The sequence below is a fragment of the Pseudoalteromonas sp. T1lg122 genome (genome assembly GCF_002964825.1).
Classification (GTDB): domain Bacteria; phylum Pseudomonadota; class Gammaproteobacteria; order Enterobacterales; family Alteromonadaceae; genus Pseudoalteromonas; species Pseudoalteromonas gelatinilytica.
In genome coordinates this window covers 494,221-512,177 of record NZ_PQCG01000034.1, presented here as the reverse complement: position 1 = coordinate 512,177, position 17,957 = coordinate 494,221, and the positions used below count along the sequence as shown (strand labels likewise).

The following is a 17,957-nucleotide window of genomic DNA, read 5'->3' as shown; positions in this document are numbered from 1 at the left end:
TCCGACGTTAATTGATGATAGTAATTGTTATCATTTAAATTGTACTACAATCTTTTGAACAAACACAATCTCTGTCGACGAGCTGCAAAAAAGGCGCTTTAAGCGCCTTTATCATTAGTTTGATTGAGGGTAACAATTCGTTGTGGGAAAGGAATTTCGATATCCGCTCCTTGAATTGCTTTAAATACATTGCGGTTCACTGCTAATTTGGTCTCAATAATTTTGGTGGTTGGCACCCAAAAGCGATAGCTCAAGGTAACACCGCTTTCAGCAAAGCGCTCAATACCGACTTGTGCATGAGGAGAGTCACTAACTAGTTCATGCTCGTCTAACACTTTTTCGATAAGCTCAATAGCGAGGTCTGCATTGGCATCATAGGCGATGTCTATTTCACCTTTAACTAATGAATAGCTAAACGAGTTATGTAAAATCTCACCAACAATATGTTTGTTAGGAATGGTGATTTCGACTTTTTCTTCGTTAATCAGAATTGTGTGACCAAGCTCAATGGTTTTAACTTGCCCACTCACGCCTTTTACTTCAATAGTATCGCCAACAACAAATGGCCTTGTTGCAATGATAGCAAGGCCCGCACCGTAGTTTGAAAGCATGCCTTGCATTGCTAAACCAGCACCGAGTGATGCAGCACCAATGGCAGCGACAAATGGGGTCACGCTAATGCCAATTTTGCCAAGGGCAATAACCAAGAACATAATGATCAGCAATACTTTGATGACATTACTGACAAAGTTGGTGAGGGTAATATCGATATTGTGACGCTGCATGAGGCCTGCAACCATATTCGATACTTTTTGCGCAATCCATAAACCAATAAATAGAATTAAGATGGCACCTAAAATTTGCATACTGTAGGTGACCAAATATTCCATAATCAGATTGTAGTATTTTTCGACTTGCTGTATTTCTGAGTCAATCATGTGTTTTCCTAACAAGGTTACTGCGAATTCCGACTATACCAGAACATGCTGAATAACAGGATAAAGTATCGGCACTATTATCGCGCTGAGTAGCGCACTTAATGCCATCGCCACAGAGGCAAAGGCACCGGCTTTTGGCTGATCGCTAATCAATGATGCTGTGCCAATGGCATGGCAAGCGGTACCAATGGCAACGCCTTTTGCTTGTGCATTGCGGATATTGATAAGCGAGAAAATCAAATTACCAAATATAGCCCCAAGTACGCCAATAAAAATCACCATGGCTGCTGCTAAAGAAGGTATGCCGCCTAGCGACTCTGTTACTAACAAGGTGATGGGTGTTGTTACAGACAAACTTGCTAAAGATGCGCTTAGCTGTGCAGGGGCTGCAAAAAAATAACATATTAGCGAGGCGACCAAGGTGGCATTGATCACCCCTAAACTACAACTTATAAGGATTAGTAGCAGGTTCTTTTTGACATGGATAAATTGCTGATAAAGCGGTAAAGCCAATGCCACAATGGCAGGCTCAAGTAACCAGCTTAAAACTTTACTGTGCTCGGCAAAAGGCTCATAGGGGAGCTTAAGCGCCACTAACAACGCTGCAGTTAACACAATTGCCCAGCACACAGGATTACTAAGCGCTTTAGCCGTAGCGTGCTGGGTTTTCGCGTTTAAAAACCGCAGAACTAAGAAAAGTACAATAATGCACGGGACGCTGAGCCACCATAAACTAACTGTCATTTTCACGGCCCTTAAAATAGGCGATAACAGTGCCTATGAGTAAAACACTGGTCAGTGGCACGACAATAAAAATAGTCAGTAATAAAGGCCAGTTCTGCGAAATTAAACCTAGATGCTCAATAATGCCAACCCCTGCAGGGATGAAGAACAACGGCATGTAATTAAGTAAAGGGCTGGCAGCTGGTTTTAAATGATGTTCTTTAACGAGGCCCGTTAACAGTAGCACGAGAAGTAACACCATACCGAGTAACGGGGCAGGGAAAGAGCTTTCAAGCAAAGCCGTTAAAAACTTTGCAACGGCTAAGCAAGTAAGAATAATGACACTACTGATAAGGTATTTCATAAGTCAGGATAATTGCGAATAAAGTACAACTACATCATACCCTTGTCAGTTGTACTATGCGACTTTAGCTTACCATGATTTGGCATTATTAAACTGAATATCCTCTGCGCCTTTCGCCTTTGCAATCGCTTTTTTAGTATTTGGATTCATCAGTAAGCGAATTTGACTCCAGGTTTCTTTAGCAAGAATCTTGCGCTGCTGTGAACGGTAGCTTTGCTGAGTAATTCGTTTAATTGCAGCAAGGGTATCCGGCGAGCGCGCCATGAGGGTTTCTAGTACAGCATCGGTTTGTTTATCAACGTCATCAGTGAGTTGTGTAACTAAGCCATACTCTTTTGCGTCTTCAGCCGAGACCGGCCCTGCATGACTTGCCAACCAAAGTGCTTGGTCACGCTTCATTAAACCTGCAAGCACCACGTTAGCCCCCATATCAGGGCACAAGCCCCAACGCGCTTCCATGATCGCTAATTTAGCGTTTTTATCGACGATGCGGTAATCAGCACCGAGTGCGATTTGCATACCGCCACCAAAGCAGTGTCCGGTTACTTTTGCAATCACCGGAATACTTAAGTCTTGCCAACCTAGCACTACTTTTTGCGCTAAGTTTTGGTTTCCTGGTAACCACTTGAATAAAAGCTTGATGATATTGCTTGGCTTTTTCATCACCGCAGCAACATCCAGTCCAGAGCAAAAGTGTTCGCCTTCGCCAGAGATAACCACCGCACGTAAGCTGCGATCGCGTTTAATTTTTTTGATTACGTTTGAAAGCTCGACAAACATGGCAAAACTGAGCGCATTTTGTTTCTCTGGACGAGCAAGGCTAACCCATGCGACTTGTTGTTTTATTTCTAGTTTTATCATGGTAACTCCTCTGACCTGTTTGCTAGAGCTTACGAGTTAATTACAACTAAGTAAAGAATTGCTGATGTGTCGCAAGGAATCATTATATTTCCCAAAAATGGGTAACATTGTCATATATTTAGTTACAAATTGGTGTATATTTTTAAAACAAAGATGCTAGTTCATCGCTAGTTTGATTTTGTGATTAGTTAGATACTTTCGCAAAATCCCATGACACGACTAGACTTAGCTTTAAGTCGCGCTACAAGGAGTAAATATATGCTGATGCGCAAAACAGCTCGCATAACAAAACAATCATCTCGTTCTTTGGCTTTTGCTGCAATTTCTGTCGCATTAACAACCACATTGGTTGGCTGTTCAGATGATAAAGCACAACAACAAGCTACGCCGCCACCTGCTGTATCAGTATTTAATGTCGTCACACAAGAAGTTGGTAATTACCGAGAATTTGTTGCACGCACTGAAGCATTCCAAGAGGTTGCGATTAGAGCCCGTGTTGAGGGTGAACTCATTGAACGCCACTTTAATGAAGGCTCATCGGTTGAAAAAGATCAGCTCTTATTGCGTATTGACCCATCTGAGTACCGCTCGACTGTGTCAGAAGCTGAAGCTGATTTAAAAAGTAAAATTGCCGCAGCAGGTGCCGCTGAACGTGATTTAAAGCGTGGTAAAGATGTGGCAGCGCAAGGTTTTATTTCGCAATCAGACCTCGATAAACTAACTACTAATTTTGAGCAAACCACTGCAGCGGTAAAAGCCGCAGAGGCTGAGCTTGAAAAAGCGAAACTCAATTTAGGGTATACCGAAATTCGAGCGCCGTTTGCAGGGCGCATAGGTAAAGTAAACTATGACGTGGGAAATATTGTCGGCCCATCATCCAATGAACTAGCAGAGCTGACCGATGTCGACCCAATTTATGTGAGCTTTCAGGTTGAAGAAGCTGACTACATCTCTTATCGCCAAAATCATCAAGCACCGTCAGATAAAGACCCTCGTGATGTGCCTATTGATTTAACTTTACGCTTACCGAACAACTCGACTTTCGCTGATAAAGGCGTACTTGATTTTGCTGATACCAAAATTAACCGTAATACAGGCACGGTTGAACTTAGAGCTGCATTCGATAACCCAGATGGCATTGTCATGCCTGGCTTATTTGTCACTTTAATCGTTGAAAGCACGAACAAAAAAGAGTTGGCGTTGATCCCGCAGGTCGCAGTGCAAGAAAACCAACAAGGTAAGTTTGTGCTTGTTGTTGATGACGAAAACAAAGTGGCGATGCGAATCGTTAAGCTGGGTCGTCGTATTAATGCAATGTGGGTGGTTGAGTCAGGCTTAGAAGCTGGTGAAAGAGTGATTATTGAAGGCTTACAAAAAGTTCGCCAAGGCGTTGAAGTGAAAGCTGTTGAAAAAAATGTCGATGAAACAACCGGCACTATTTCTAGCAAAGCTAACTCTTAGGAGTGAGATATGATCAGTAAAACTTTTATATCTCGCCCAAAATTTGCCTTGGTAATTTCGATTGTTATTACCATTGCGGGTTTAATATCAATGGCCTTGCTGCCAGTGAATATGTACCCGCAAATAACCCCTCCGCAAGTACAAATTAGTGCTAGTTACCCAGGTGCAAGTGCGCAAATTGTAGAAGAGTCGGTGATCCGGCCCATAGAAGAGCAAGTTAATGGTGTTGAAGATATGATGTATATCGAATCAACATCGTCTAACAATGGTACGGCAAGTATCACTGTGTATTTTAAAGTCGGCACAGACACAGATATAGCCCAAGTTAACGTACAAAACCGTGTGGCACTTGCAGAAGCTGGGTTACCTGAAGAAGTTAAACGCCAAGGTGTGTCGGTTAAGAAAAAATCGAGCTCGATGCTTCTCGGTATCAACTTGTACTCGAATCAAGAAAATATCGACGCTATTTTCTTAAGTAACTATGCAACCAATTACTTAACCGAGCCACTTGGCCGTATTAATGGGGTTGCCTCTGCTGAAGTAATGGGGGAGCAAACCTATTCAATGCGTTTATGGTTACGCCCAGATCGAATGGCTTCACTGGGTTTAACTGTGTCAGAGGTTCAAGCAGCGCTACAAGAGCAAAATACCATCGTAGCAGCAGGTAAACTCGGTGCTGCACCCTCTGCCCCAAGCCAGCAATTTGAATATTCGATTCAGGCAAAAGGGCGTTTAAAAACCCCTGAAGAGTTTGGTCAAACCATTATTCGCTCGAGCAAAGATGGTAACTTTGTGCGCTTAAACGATATTGCCCGTATAGAATTAGGTGCGGCAAGCTACAGCACAACAGCTAAATTAAACCAGCAAGACACTGCATTCTTAGTTATTTATCAGCTAACAGAAGCGAATGCGACACAAGTTGCCAACGATGTAAAAGCGCGTATGGCTGAGCTTGCTAAACAGCTACCTGATGGCGTTGAGTACTCAATTCCTTATGACACGACAGAGTTCATTAATCGCTCGATTGATGAAGTGGTTGTAACCCTTGTCCAAGCGGTGGGCTTGGTTATTTTAGTGGTATTTTTATTCTTACAAAATTGGCGCGCTACGCTCATTCCAACGGTGGCTATTCCGGTATCTTTGGTGGGGACTTTCGCGTTTATGATGATGATGGACTACTCCATCAACTTAATCACCTTGTTCGGTTTAGTGCTTGCAATAGGTATCGTAGTAGATGATGCCATTATTGTTATTGAAAACGTTGAAAGAATACTAAAAGAAGAAAAGCTACCAATTAAAGAAGCGGTTACCAAAGCGATGGAGCAGGTATCGGGGCCAATAGTGGCAACGACCTTAGTATTGCTTGCGGTGTTTGTGCCAGTAGGCTTTATGCCGGGAATAACCGGGGAGCTTTATAAGCAATTCTCGGTGACGATTTCTTTTGCGGTACTCATTTCATCTTTAAACGCACTGACATTAAGCCCTGCATTGTGTGCTTTATTGTTAAGCGAAAAGGCCATGAAGCCGATTAAGTGGTTAGCCCCGTTTGAAAACATCATTACTCGCTCAACCAAGGGTTACAGTAAGGTTATTAACTTTATTCTCAAACGTAGCGCGAGAATGGCACTATTTGCTCTGGTAATTTTTGCTGCCGCAGGGTGGCTAGTAAAAACAGTGCCTACAGGCTTTGTGCCAGCAGAAGACCAAGGCTTTCTGTTTGTTGATGTGCAATTACCAGATGCGGCAGCAAGCGGTCGTACCCAAGAAGTGATGCACAAGCTGGGGGATATTGTTAAAAATGAACCAGCGGCAACCGATTTTATTGCGGTGTCTGGTTTCTCATTACTCGGCGGTGCGGGTTCTAATAATGCGCTTGGTATCGTGGTACTCAAAGATTGGGAAGAGCGAACCAGCCCTGAGCTTGGTTTACGAGCTGTACTAACCCGTTTAATGGGGCAGTTTTGGGCAATGCCGGATGCGCAAATCATGGCCTTTAATCCGCCTGCAATTCCGGGGCTTGGTAACAGTGCTGGTTTTGAGTTTAGATTACAAGACAGTGAAGGGCGTGAGCCTGCTGAGCTTGCTCAAGTATTAAATGGCTTAATTTATGAAGCAAACCAGCGTCCAGAGCTTTCAAATGTTTACAGTACATTTAGAGCGAATGTGCCGCAGTATTTCCTTGAAATTGATCGCAATAAAGCAAAGGCTCAAGGGGTGGCGCTTAGCGATATTTTCTTAACGTTACAGGCGCAACTCGGCTCGTTATACATTAATGACTTTAACCAGTTCAGCCGTACTTACCGCGTTATCATGCAGGCGGAAAGCCGTTTTCGTCAAAACCCAGCAGATTTACAGTACTACTATGTACGTAATGATGAAGGGGCAATGGTGCCGCTCACTACATTAGCTAAACTTGAGCCAATTCTGGGTCCTACAAGCTTAACGCACTTTAACTTATACCGCAGTGCAAGCATTAGCGGACAACCGGCAGCGGGTTATGCCAGTGGTGATGCGATTAAAGCGATGCAAGAGTTGGCCGAGCAATTACCTACAGGCTATGTGTATGAGTGGGCTGGGCAATCTAAACAAGAGATTGAAGCGGGTAACATGGCGCCAATCTTATTTGGTTTAGCGGTGGTGTTTGTGTATCTATTCTTAGTAGCGCAATACGAAAGCTGGACAATTCCGTTCTCGGTCATTGCAGCAGTGCCGCTGGCGTTATTTGGTGCCATGCTTGCGTTGTATGTGATTGGTATGGAAAACAACATCTATGCACAGGTTGGTTTAGTGCTACTGATTGGCCTTTCCACTAAAACTGCTATCTTGATTGTTGAATTTGCTATGGAAGAGCGCGCGGCAGGGAAAGGTATTTTTGAAGCGGCCCTCAACGCGGCAAAATTACGATTTAGAGCGGTATTGATGACGGCACTGTCGTTTGTGCTTGGCGTATTACCGCTGGTGTTTGCAAGTGGCGCAGGGGCGGGTAGTCGTATATCGCTCGGTATTACCGTGTTATTTGGGATGTTAGCGGCAACCATTTTTGGTACTTTGCTTGTTCCGCTATTTTATACGCTCGTGCAATCAATGCGCGAAAAAATAAAAGGCACAGCAACCACAGAGTAAAAAGTCTTATAAATTACAAAAAAGTCAGGGTAACCTGGCTTTTTTTTTGGTAAAAATCAAAACAGGTTTGTTATCATAGCCAGATTCAAAAGTGACACACATGTGCAGAGGTTTAAGGAATGGCTGGTCCACGCTTATACAGTGAAGAAGAAGTAACACATCAGGCGTATGATATCTTTTTAGAGTTAGCACCTGATAACTTAAGCGAGCAAGATATTGCTGATTTTAACGAGCACAGAGAAGAGCTAGGTTTTATTGAAGAAAGTGAGCCTGACGATCAGTGGCAAGATTTTGTCGCATTAGAAATTGAACCTGAGCTATTTGTGCAAGTCTTAGTAGGACTTGAATTCGACAATCAAGATATTTTGTTTGCGAAAATTTTAATTAGCCGAGACAAAGATGCACCGTTTTGCCACATTCTTTGGAAAGATAGCGAATAACTCTCCAGCCGATGTTTGACTCTAGTTTTAAGACCATAAAACGAATTTTTTTGGCCGCCTTGCTTGTTAGCAGTGGGCAGGCTTTTGCTGTTGATCCGTTTGAAGACTTTCACGAATACGGGCAGCTATCAGAAGAAGAGATCCATCAAATCCATAAAGGCGAATTGCTATACGGAGATATGGAGTTTGGTTTTATGGTAAGCCGTGGCAATACCAACTCAACCAGCTTCAAACTCAAAGGTAACCTTTATCAAGATTTTGAAAAATGGCGTAACCAATTTAAGCTCGATACCTTATATAAACGTGACCGCAACGAAGAAACCGGCGATGAAGAAGTTTCTGCTGATCGTATTTTCGTGTCAGGCCAAGGTAACTATAAGCTAAATGTAAAAAGTGAGTCATTTTTCATTTATGGTGACTACGAGCGAGATAAATTTAGTGGTCTTGAGTTTAAGAGCACCATAGCGACGGGTTACGGTAACCGTATTTACCAAGGCAGTAAAAATAAAGTCGATATCGATGTGGGGCCGGGTTTATATCGCTCAGTGGCGGATCAAGATACAGCCACTGAAGAAGATGAAACAAAAACAGGTTACCTGCTTCGTTTAGCGCTGCAGTGGGAACGGACAGTCTCCACTCGTACTCGCTTTAATCAAGATGTGAGTTATGAACAATCGTTATCGGGATTAAACTCGCGTTTAAAATCAGAAACCTCATTGATCAGCAAAATTATGGGTGATGTATCACTCAAATTTACCTATATGTATCGCTATAACTCAAAACCAGAGGAAGATAAGCTCAAATACGATTCTGAGCTGAGTGCGACCTTTGTTTATAGCTTTTAAGAGAATCTCTTCGTATGTATCAACATAAGCAGTACGCTATTTTTATCTTTGTAATCTTAGGCTGGATAGGCGCTTTTATTGCCTTAGCTTGGAATTTAATTGGCGCCGATATACCTCTTGTGGTGTTTAGCGCAATTCTAGTGCTGGTGGGCTTTTTGTTCCATGGCTTAACAATAAAAGTAAGTGATAAAACGGTAAGTTGGGCATTTGGGCCAGGTGTGTTTGGTAAAACCGTTAGCTTTGATGAGATTGAGTCTGTTCGAGCGGTAAGTAACTCATTTCGTCATGGTGTAGGCCTGCGCATTACGCATGATGGGTGGGTTTATAGTGTTTCAGGGTTCAGTGCAGTCGAACTGGCAATGAAAGACGGTACACACTACCGTTTAGGAACCAATGACCAAGAAGGCTTACTTGCTGCGCTTAGAGAGCATATTGCTGAACCAGAGCCAGCACTGGATGCACAGAAAGCAGCTGAATAAGCACTGATATATAAAAAAAGCGCCAATGGCGCTTTTTTTATAGTCATGGTTTAGTGGCTGTGACCACAACCACCTTCACCGTGCACATGACCATGTGCTAATTCTTCTTCAGTTGCATCACGCACTTCTAGCACTTCAACATCAAAATGTAGGGTAATACCTGAAAGAGGGTGGTTACCATCTACAATAACGTCTTCGTCTTGAATTTCGATGATCATCACTGATTGATCACCGTCATCTGTCGTAGCGCGGAACTGCATACCCACTTCAATTTCCATACCTTCAAACATTGATTTTGGTACGGCTTGCATTAGATCATCATGGCGCTCACCATAGCCTTGCTCTGGTTCAACAGTAACGCTGAATGTATCACCCGCTTCTTTACCTAATAGCGCATTTTCGAGGCCTGGAATTAAGTAACCCGTGCCAACGATAAACACCAGTGGCTCACCATCGAAAGAATTGTCGATGGTATTTTTGTTATTATCCAATACTGAATAATGCATTTTTACCACTTTGTTTGCTGCTACGATCATAGTCATTCCTATTTATTCATCTTCGAGAGAGTAAGGCAGAGCTTGAATTGATAACTCTACCTGAGGGAGGTGTTTAACTCGTAAAATCTGACCAGCTTCATTGTCGTTTGGAAGCACAATCAGACCCATTAAAGTTTGCGTCTGTTGATTATAACTTTGGCTGATAAGCTTGCCAGCACGGCGCCAGTTTTCGCCTAGTTGAGTTTCGAGTTCAAGCTCATCAAGTAAACCATCCGCTTTACCAGATACGATATACATAGCGCGTTTATTTTTGCCTAAGTATTTCATGCGGGCGACAGTTTCTTGCCCTGTGTAGCAGCCTTTTCTAAAGCTGATACCACCGAGCGCTTGCAAGTTAACCATTTGCGGCACGTACTCGCCAACTGCGTCACTATTTAACGATGGCTCACCTGCTGCAATAGCAGCCTGTTGCCATAGCGCGTCATCATCAAGGGCTGTAACGTTATCAGGCAAACTAAACTCATCATTTACCATAAGTAATACGCGGTTATCAGCTAGCTTTAACGCTTTACCGCCAGCAAAATCGACAGCGCTGTGCTCATCGTCAAATTTAATTGCTAAGGCGTCTAAAGTCGCTGTTAGGTCATCACCTAATAAGCCTATTAGCTGATTTTCGCATTGCTGAATTTCTACTTGCGAAAATACCGCATATTTTTTTAACTCGACTAGTGATTGCTCAACTTCAGGTTTTGAACCTGCAAGGTAATAGCTATCAAGATATGAAAACAATCTAAACACACCCCAAAGCTTGCCTTTGGCATTACAGTGACCAGCCCATAGGAAGTTTTCATTATTTAGTTTGTTGATATCTTGAGTAATTTGTCCGTGAAGGTAAGACAACTTATCTTTGCCTGTTAGGCTGATAAGTGAATGAGATAAAGGACATGCGTAAACAGTCGACATAAAAACCTTCTTTACGATATGAATGAGCGCTAATGATAACTTAGTTAGGGTAGCAATTTAAATAGCTGTTTATTCGATGGCAATTTGGTAAACTGCAGACAAATAAGTACGAGGTTTAAAATGACTGAAATTCACAGTAAAGAACGTATTCGTTGGGCATGCCGTCGCGGTATGTTAGAACTTGATGTTTTATTTATGCCATTCGTTGAAGAAGCGTTTGACTCACTAACAAAAGAGCAACAAGCAGTATTTCAACGCTTACTTGAAAGCGATGATCCTGATTTATTCGCTTGGTTTATGGGCCACGAAGAGTGTAAAGACCCTGAACTTAACGGTATGGTCTCGTTAATTTTAGACCGAGTTCGTGTATAGATTTACCGTTACAAATAATACCCCAGACCACAAACCCTTTGTGGTCTTTTTTTGCTTGATAGCCATCATTTTATGTTTTGCTTATCAGCATATTATCGCTCAGCTGTTGGCATGTTTATGCTGTCTTATCATCGCCGTTATTAGCTTCAAAAAAGTCCAACAGTCACAACCTGAAAAGGGTGTTGTCATCTTAGAGCAAACGGATATTAGGTTTGCAAGCGACACAATTAACATGCAAGGCCAGATAACGGCTAAAAGTTATGTGTTTGCTAATTTTGTTGTGCTGAGGTTAGCTGGGTTTTATCAATCACACTGGCTGATTATAAGCGCAGCCAGTGTTGATGAAGTGAGTTATTCGCGTTTAAAGCGCGCGATTATTGCAGTGCAGCAACCGAATTAGGGGTTAATATTGTCGGCGTTGGGTTTTCGTTTTGCTCCGGGTAATCAATCGTGTAATGAAGACCACGGCTTTCCTTACGCTCAAGGGCGCTGCGAATAATCAGCTCTGCAACCTGCACTAGGTTTCGAAGTTCTAATAAGTTATTTGTCACTCTAAAGTTCGCGTAATAGTCGTGAATTTCTTGCTGCAGTAATTCAACGCGGTGAAGTGCACGCTCTAAGCGTTTTGTTGAGCGCACAATGCCCACGTAATCCCACATAAATAATCTTAATTCATGCCAGTTGTGAGTAATAACGATTTCTTCGTCTGAGTTCGTTACGCGGCTTTCATCCCACTGCGGCAAGGCTTCAAGGGCTGGGCTTGCATCGATTTTGCTTAAAATATCTTTCGCTGCGGCATGGGCAAACACGATACATTCGAGTAACGAATTACTCGCCATACGATTTGCGCCATGTAAACCTGTGTAAGCCACTTCGCCAACCGCATAAAGGTTGTCTAAATCTGTACGGCCGTTAAAGTCAGTCATAACACCGCCACAGGTATAGTGTGCAGCCGGCACCACAGGAATGGCTTCTTTCGTAATGTCGAGGCCAACACTTAAACATTTGGCGTAAATAGTCGGGAAGTGCTCAATGATAAAATCTTTATCTTTATGGCTAATATCCAGATACACGCAGTTAGCACCAAGGCGTTTCATTTCAAAATCGATAGCGCGAGCAACGATATCGCGAGGAGCAAGCTCTTCGCGCTCATCAAAGTCTTTCATAAAGCGAGTGCCATCAGGGCGTTTTAAATACGCACCTTCACCGCGCATTGCTTCTGTGATCAAAAAGTTTTGCAGCTCTGGGTGATATAAACTCGTCGGGTGGAATTGGTTAAATTCCATATTGGCAACACGGCACCCTGCACGCCATGCCATTGCAATACCATCACCACTCGATACATCAGGGTTAGAGGTATATAAGTACACCTTGCTTGCGCCACCCGTTGCAAGTGATACAAACTTGGCAGCGATAGTTTCAACTTTTTTGTCAACACAGTTCCACACATATAAACCATGAATGTGTTTGCCTTTTTTACCTAGGCTTTTATCGCTGATCAAATCAATCGCATTATAGTTTTCTAATAGGGTGATATTAGGGTGTGCTTGCACTTGGCTAATTAAGGTTGTTTGCACAGCTCGGCCAGTTGCATCGGCAGCATGCAAAATACGGCGGTGACTATGGCCACCTTCGCGAGTTAAATGAAAACGCTCTTTCCCTTTTGAATCAAATTCCATATCAAAAGGCACACCTTGCTCAATCAGCCACTTTAAACATTTTTTAGCATTGCTCGCTGTGTAGTGAACCGCATCACGGTCACACAAGCCACCACCAGCATCGAGTGTATCTTCAACATGCGATTCAATGCTGTCATTCTTTTTATCAAATACTGCTGCAATACCACCTTGAGCATATAAGGTAGAACCTTCGGTTAATGCGCCTTTACTAAGGACCGTCACTTTACAATGGTTAGCAAGCGATAAAGCAAGAGAAAGGCCTGCGGCGCCGCTGCCAATGATAGCGACATCAGTAATGTGATGTTTATTTTGGTTCATGTCTGTGGTCTTTGCGGTTACAATGCTCGGCTAGTAGTGCCAAAAGTTTGAGCAAATAAATTTTTATGTGGTATACGTATATGTACCATATTTGCTTTAACACTATTAGTCATTTTAATACGTTATACCAATCTTATTAGTTTTATCGTCACATAAACAGTTTATTGTGAGCTGTTTTGAGCTGTGAAGTTTACTGACGCTGTATTGAGATAACCGTTGATTTTTCAGCAGTTATTAGGATTGTCGTGTAATAAGATTGGTATGACTCAATTTATTTGCGTGCTATTTTATAAAAAAATCATTTTAAACTGAACTTTTATATTCATGGTGCAGTCAGAGTTTGTGTAAACAATGGCGAGTATATGAATAGCAAGCAAGAATCAAACAGAGGAGTACCGGCTCGAATGAGCGAGCAGGATTTGGATTTAGCGCTAGTTAAAAGGGTCCAGCAAGGAGATAAAAACGCCTTCAACCTATTAGTTAGAAAATATCAGAATAAAATTGCAGGTTTGATTTCACGTTATGTATCAAACCAAGGTGATGTTGCTGATGTCGCACAAGAAGCCTTTATTAAAGCCTACCGTGCATTGCCTAACTTTAGAGGGGATAGCGCCTTTTATACTTGGTTATACCGTATCGCCGTAAATTGTGCTAAAAATTACTTAGTTGCGCAGGGCCGTAAGCCCCCAGCTAACGATGTTGATGCTGATGAAGCAGAATTTTATGACAGTGCAGATGCAATGCGTTCAAACGCATCGCCAGAAAACCTGTTATTAAGTGACGAAGTACGTGCTGTAATTTTTAATACGATTGATAGTTTGCCTGAAGATCTAAAAACCGCGATTACCCTTCGTGAAATTGAAGGTATGAGCTATGAAGAAATAGCCGTGGTTATGGATTGCCCTGTGGGAACGGTGCGTTCACGTATTTTCCGTGCCCGTGAGGCGATTGATAATAAATTGAATCCATTAATAGGTGAGTCTTAGTATGACAAAAGCAGACGTTAACAAGTTGGATAATGAGCAGTTATCCGCGTTACTTGACGGCGAGCAGCAGTTAACTGATCAAGCGATCACAAACGACGATGTGTCTACATTTGGTCGTTACGCAATGATTGGTGATGTAATGCGTGCTGAGGCAAATAATAACGCTTTTAACTTTGACATTGCAGATGCAGTGGCTGAAGCACTTGAGCAAGAACCTGTTTACGCTGATTTCGCGAATAAAACAACGGCACCAAAAAGCGAAGAAATCGTGGCGGCAACAGGCACAGATAACGTGGTAGCATTTAATTGGCGTCGTCCATTTGCCCAAGTGGCCATTGCTGCAAGCGTTGCTATGTTTGCGATTGTGGGCGTTCAAACTTTGCCACAAAACACCGAAGCGCCACAAAATGACATTCCAACCTTACAAACAGTGCCGTTAACCGGTATGGCTTCTCCTGTAAGTTACTCATCTGAGCAACCTGCATTAGAAAACGCTCAGCAAGGTTTACGTGAATTACAACAGCAACGTATTGGTGCGTTAGTTCTTGAACACCAACGTCAAGCGCGTGTTGCATATTCGCTAGAAGAATCGCAAACTGCAGATAATGCAGAAGAGGAAAAAAACTAATTAAATGAAAGTTTTTACTTTTATTTTGTCGCTGGTATTAACGGCCCCTGCCATTGCCAGCGACGAAAATCCCGCCAAAACATTATTACATGATATGGCTACGGCCGTTCATACTCGCAATTTTGACGCATCGTTTGTGGTTGTAAAAGGCCAAGCGATGGAGCCGTACCGCTGGCTACATGCAAAACAGGGTGATATTGAGCTAGAACATTTAAGTTTACTAAATGGTGCTGGTCTTGAAATGGTTCGCGTTGATGATCAAGTTACTTATTTTGAACCGCATTCAGAGCCTTACTCAGTTAAAACAGATTCTATTGCCGGACCTATTCCTGAAGTACTTTTTAAAGATATCGATAGATTAAGTGCCCATTATGATTTTGTACTGGGTGGAAAAGGTCGTATTGCAGGGCGCTCTGCACAGTTAGTGCGTATCGAATCTAAAGATGAATACAAGTACAACTATTGGATTTGGCTCGATACTGAGTCTTCGTTGTTACTTAAATCAGCCTATGTAAATCACAAAGGTGAGATGCTAGAGCAATTACAGCTAACTCATATTAGCGTTACCGAGCAACCTGCGCCGATGTTAGTTGAAATGCAAAACCGTGAGTTTCCTGCGGTGCTTTCAACCAATGATATTGCCAGTGATAGCGACGGCGCAGCAAATGATTGGAAAATTGGCTGGCTCCCTGATGGCTTCAAACTGTTAAAATCAGACCGCCATAAACTCGACCTAAACAATGAACTTGCTGACTATTATTTATATTCAGATGGGTTTGTTGAAGTGTCTGTTTTTATTCAAAGACCACTACCAGGTAAACGTGCAAGTGGCGCGTTATCATCGGGTGCAACAACGGTGTATGTGCACAATGGTGGTAGCTTTGATGTATCGGTTGTTGGTAATATCCCTGCTATGACAGCCAAAGCTATAGCTGAGTCGGTAGCGCGACCTCTTTAAATCATGATTGAACAAACACTCACTGTCGTGTCGGTTAAAGGCACGACAGCGAATTTAGAAGCCGAACAAAAGCAGGCCTGTGCCGGCTGTAATGGTCGCTGTGGTTCGCAAGTTTTTGCCAAACTGTTTGGCACAGCCAAAAAAACCTTCCCTTATACCTTTGATACAGAGCTACAAGTAGGACAAAAAGTAACCTTAGCACTCGATGACAGCCATTTGGTCAAACATGCTATGGCTGTTTACATGTTGCCGCTGTTATTCAGTTTTGGTTTTGCTTTAATCGCATTTGCGGCATTTTCGCTAACCGAAGGCTGGCAAATTTTAGCGGCTGTGATCGGAGGTTTAACAGGCTATGCAATAGCAAAATCAAGGGTTAAGAGCCTTAAACATGATATTAAAGTAATAAAAATTCACCCAATTACTATTCCTTTCACTCAAATAGATGGTGATTAAAGCCAATTAAATGTAAAATTGTCGCTTTATACACTTAGTCCATTTTATATAGAAGTTTAGAATCCAGTTTATGAAGCATATCCGTAATTTTTCGATCATCGCCCATATTGACCATGGTAAATCGACTCTCTCTGACCGTCTTATCCAAGTCTGTGGTGGTTTAACAGACCGTGAAATGCAGCAGCAGGTGTTAGACTCAATGGACATTGAGCGTGAGCGTGGTATTACCATCAAAGCGCAAAGTGTAACGCTAAATTATAAAGCGAAAGATGGCGAAACATACCAGTTAAACTTTATCGACACGCCAGGACATGTTGACTTCACTTACGAAGTTTCTCGTTCACTTGCAGCCTGTGAAGGTGCGCTTTTAGTTGTTGATGCGGGTCAAGGTGTTGAAGCTCAAACTTTGGCTAACTGCTACACAGCAATCGAAATGGATTTAGAAGTTATTCCTGTTCTAAACAAAATCGACTTACCACAAGCCGATCCACTTCGTGTAGCTGAAGAAATTGAAGATATCATTGGTATTGATGCCCTAGATGCTGTGCAATGTAGTGCGAAAACCGGTATTGGTATCGAAGACGTACTTGAAATCATTGTTAAAGATATCCCGCCACCAGAAGGTGACAAAGATAAGCCACTACAAGCGCTTATTATTGACTCATGGTTTGACCCATACCAAGGCGTTGTATCACTTGTGCGTATCAAGCATGGTGAATTACGCTCGGGTGATAAAATTAAGATCATGTCGAATGATCAGGTTCATATCGCAGATAAAGTGGGTATTTTCACACCAAAACAAACTAACACGGGTATCCTAAAAACCGGTGAAGTAGGCTTTGTTATTGCGGGTATTAAAGAAATCCATGGTGCACCAGTAGGTGATACCATCACTTTACAACGTAATTCTGCTCCAGAGCGTTTACCTGGCTTCCAACGCATTAAGCCGCAGGTTTATGCAGGTATGTTCCCTATTTCATCAGATGACTATGAGTCTTTCCGTGATGCGCTTGATAAATTAAGCTTGAACGATGCGTCGTTATTCTTCGAGCCAGAAAACTCTACAGCACTAGGCTTTGGTTTCCGTTGTGGCTTCTTAGGTATGCTACACATGGAAATCATCCAAGAGCGTCTTGAGCGTGAATACGACATTGATCTTATTACCACTGCGCCAACAGTAATCTACGAAGTAGAAACAAAAGACGGAACTAAACAGATTGATAACCCGTCTGACTTACCACCGGTAAACAACATTATTGAAATCCGTGAGCCAATCGTTGAAGCTAACATATTAGTTCCACAAGAGTTTTTAGGTAACGTAATTACACTTTGTGTTGAAAAACGTGGTCTACAAACTAAAATGAGCTACCATGGTAAGCAAGTTGCGGTGACATACGAATTACCGATGGCTGAAGTAGTCATGGACTTCTTCGATAAGTTAAAATCAACAAGCCGTGGTTTTGCATCGCTTGATTATAACTTTAAGCATTTCCAAGCTTCAGACATGGTACGTGTTGATGTACTTATTAATGGTGAGCGTGTTGATGCGCTAGCGATTATCGTACACCGTGATATCGCTCAATCACGTGGACGTCAGTTAGCTGAAGCACTGAAAGATTTAATTCCACGTCAGCAGTTTGATATTGCGATTCAAGCGGCAATTGGTCAGCATGTTATTGCTCGTACAACAGTTAAGCAATTACGTAAAAACGTAATCGCGAAATGTTACGGTGGTGACGTGAGCCGTAAGAAGAAACTGCTACAAAAACAAAAAGAAGGTAAAAAGCGAATGAAGCAACTAGGTAACGTTGAAGTACCTCAGGATGCATTCTTAGCTATCCTTAAAGTTGGTAAATAATTAGAAGTAAA

Annotated in this window: 19 protein-coding genes; 12 read left to right on the top strand and 7 right to left on the bottom strand. The window is 42.4% G+C overall.

Annotation, left to right across the window (positions count from 1 at the left end):
• Window positions 1–98: 98 nt before the first annotated feature.
• The 4 genes from C2M33_RS20570 to C2M33_RS20555 form a co-directional block, all read right to left on the bottom strand.
• On the bottom strand, window positions 99–938 hold the full coding sequence (locus tag C2M33_RS20570; protein ID WP_054562265.1) for a mechanosensitive ion channel family protein: 840 nt from the start codon (window positions 936–938) through the stop codon (window positions 99–101).
• Window positions 939–971: 33 nt separating this feature from the next.
• Entirely contained in the window at window positions 972–1,682 is a 711-nt protein-coding gene (locus tag C2M33_RS20565) for an LrgB family protein (protein WP_105175282.1), read from the bottom strand.
• Window positions 1,672–2,025: a CidA/LrgA family protein gene (locus C2M33_RS20560; protein WP_105175281.1), complete on the bottom strand. Its 354-nt coding sequence runs from the start codon at window positions 2,023–2,025 to the stop codon at window positions 1,672–1,674. Before C2M33_RS20560 ends, C2M33_RS20565 begins: the two co-directional genes overlap by 11 nt.
• Window positions 2,026–2,094: 69 nt before the next feature.
• Window positions 2,095–2,886, bottom strand: coding sequence for a crotonase/enoyl-CoA hydratase family protein (locus tag C2M33_RS20555; RefSeq protein WP_063706431.1), 792 nt, complete (start codon window positions 2,884–2,886; stop codon window positions 2,095–2,097).
• Window positions 2,887–3,144: 258 nt separating this feature from the next.
• Between C2M33_RS20555 and C2M33_RS20550 the strand changes: the two genes are divergently transcribed.
• From C2M33_RS20550 to C2M33_RS20530, 5 genes are all read left to right on the top strand, one after another.
• Window positions 3,145–4,347: an efflux RND transporter periplasmic adaptor subunit gene (locus C2M33_RS20550; RefSeq protein ID WP_229677542.1), complete on the top strand. Its 1,203-nt coding sequence runs from the start codon at window positions 3,145–3,147 to the stop codon at window positions 4,345–4,347.
• Between the two features lie 9 nt (window positions 4,348–4,356).
• The gene (locus tag C2M33_RS20545; protein WP_105175280.1) at window positions 4,357–7,470 is read left to right on the top strand and encodes an efflux RND transporter permease subunit; all 3,114 of its coding nucleotides are present in this window, start codon (window positions 4,357–4,359) and stop codon (window positions 7,468–7,470) included.
• Window positions 7,471–7,589: 119 nt separating this feature from the next.
• Window positions 7,590–7,910, top strand: a complete 321-nt coding sequence (locus tag C2M33_RS20540) for an HI1450 family dsDNA-mimic protein (protein WP_063706435.1) — start codon at window positions 7,590–7,592, stop codon at window positions 7,908–7,910.
• 11 nt (window positions 7,911–7,921) lie between these two features.
• The gene (locus C2M33_RS20535) at window positions 7,922–8,755 is read left to right on the top strand and encodes a DUF481 domain-containing protein (RefSeq protein WP_105175279.1); all 834 of its coding nucleotides are present in this window, start codon (window positions 7,922–7,924) and stop codon (window positions 8,753–8,755) included.
• Window positions 8,756–8,769: 14 nt separating this feature from the next.
• Window positions 8,770–9,234 (top strand): hypothetical protein, encoded by a 465-nt coding sequence (locus C2M33_RS20530; RefSeq protein WP_105175278.1) that lies wholly within the window; start codon window positions 8,770–8,772, stop codon window positions 9,232–9,234.
• A 50-nt stretch (window positions 9,235–9,284) separates the two neighbouring features.
• Here C2M33_RS20530 and C2M33_RS20525 read toward each other — a convergent pair whose 3' ends face one another.
• Entirely contained in the window at window positions 9,285–9,770 is a 486-nt protein-coding gene (locus C2M33_RS20525; RefSeq protein ID WP_063706439.1) for an FKBP-type peptidyl-prolyl cis-trans isomerase, read from the bottom strand.
• A 12-nt stretch (window positions 9,771–9,782) separates the two neighbouring features.
• Window positions 9,783–10,694, bottom strand: coding sequence for a tRNA-modifying protein YgfZ (ygfZ, locus tag C2M33_RS20520; protein ID WP_063706441.1), 912 nt, complete (start codon window positions 10,692–10,694; stop codon window positions 9,783–9,785).
• 120 nt (window positions 10,695–10,814) lie between these two features.
• Here ygfZ and C2M33_RS20515 point away from each other — a divergent pair, with 120 nt between their 5' ends.
• Together C2M33_RS20515 and C2M33_RS20510 are read left to right on the top strand one after the other, a co-directional pair.
• Window positions 10,815–11,066 carry an FAD assembly factor SdhE gene (locus C2M33_RS20515; protein WP_063706443.1) on the top strand — a complete coding sequence of 84 codons (252 nt, stop codon included), beginning with the start codon at window positions 10,815–10,817 and terminating at the stop codon, window positions 11,064–11,066.
• A complete protein-coding gene (locus C2M33_RS20510; RefSeq protein ID WP_233999285.1) occupies window positions 11,059–11,466 on the top strand; it encodes a protein YgfX in 408 nt (135 codons plus the stop codon). Before C2M33_RS20515 ends, C2M33_RS20510 begins: the two co-directional genes overlap by 8 nt.
• On the opposite strand, the gene nadB is transcribed toward C2M33_RS20510, so the two are convergent.
• Window positions 11,441–13,063: an L-aspartate oxidase gene (gene nadB, locus C2M33_RS20505; RefSeq protein WP_063706445.1), complete on the bottom strand. Its 1,623-nt coding sequence runs from the start codon at window positions 13,061–13,063 to the stop codon at window positions 11,441–11,443. The genes C2M33_RS20510 and nadB overlap by 26 nt on opposite strands.
• A gap of 404 nt (window positions 13,064–13,467) precedes the next feature.
• Between nadB and rpoE the strand changes: the two genes are divergently transcribed.
• The 5 genes from rpoE (at window position 13,468) to lepA (ending at window position 17,946) form a co-directional block, all read left to right on the top strand.
• Window positions 13,468–14,049, top strand: a complete 582-nt coding sequence (gene rpoE, locus C2M33_RS20500; protein ID WP_105175277.1) for an RNA polymerase sigma factor RpoE — start codon at window positions 13,468–13,470, stop codon at window positions 14,047–14,049.
• Between the two features lies 1 nt (window position 14,050).
• Complete coding sequence (locus C2M33_RS20495) at window positions 14,051–14,677, top strand: sigma-E factor negative regulatory protein (protein WP_063706447.1); 627 nt, start codon at window positions 14,051–14,053, stop codon at window positions 14,675–14,677.
• 4 nt (window positions 14,678–14,681) lie between these two features.
• The gene (locus C2M33_RS20490; protein ID WP_105175276.1) at window positions 14,682–15,635 is read left to right on the top strand and encodes a MucB/RseB C-terminal domain-containing protein; all 954 of its coding nucleotides are present in this window, start codon (window positions 14,682–14,684) and stop codon (window positions 15,633–15,635) included.
• A 3-nt stretch (window positions 15,636–15,638) separates the two neighbouring features.
• Window positions 15,639–16,088 (top strand): SoxR reducing system RseC family protein, encoded by a 450-nt coding sequence (locus tag C2M33_RS20485; RefSeq protein WP_105175275.1) that lies wholly within the window; start codon window positions 15,639–15,641, stop codon window positions 16,086–16,088.
• 70 nt (window positions 16,089–16,158) lie between these two features.
• Complete coding sequence (gene lepA / locus C2M33_RS20480; protein WP_063706453.1) at window positions 16,159–17,946, top strand: translation elongation factor 4; 1,788 nt, start codon at window positions 16,159–16,161, stop codon at window positions 17,944–17,946.
• Window positions 17,947–17,957: the final 11 nt, after the last annotated feature.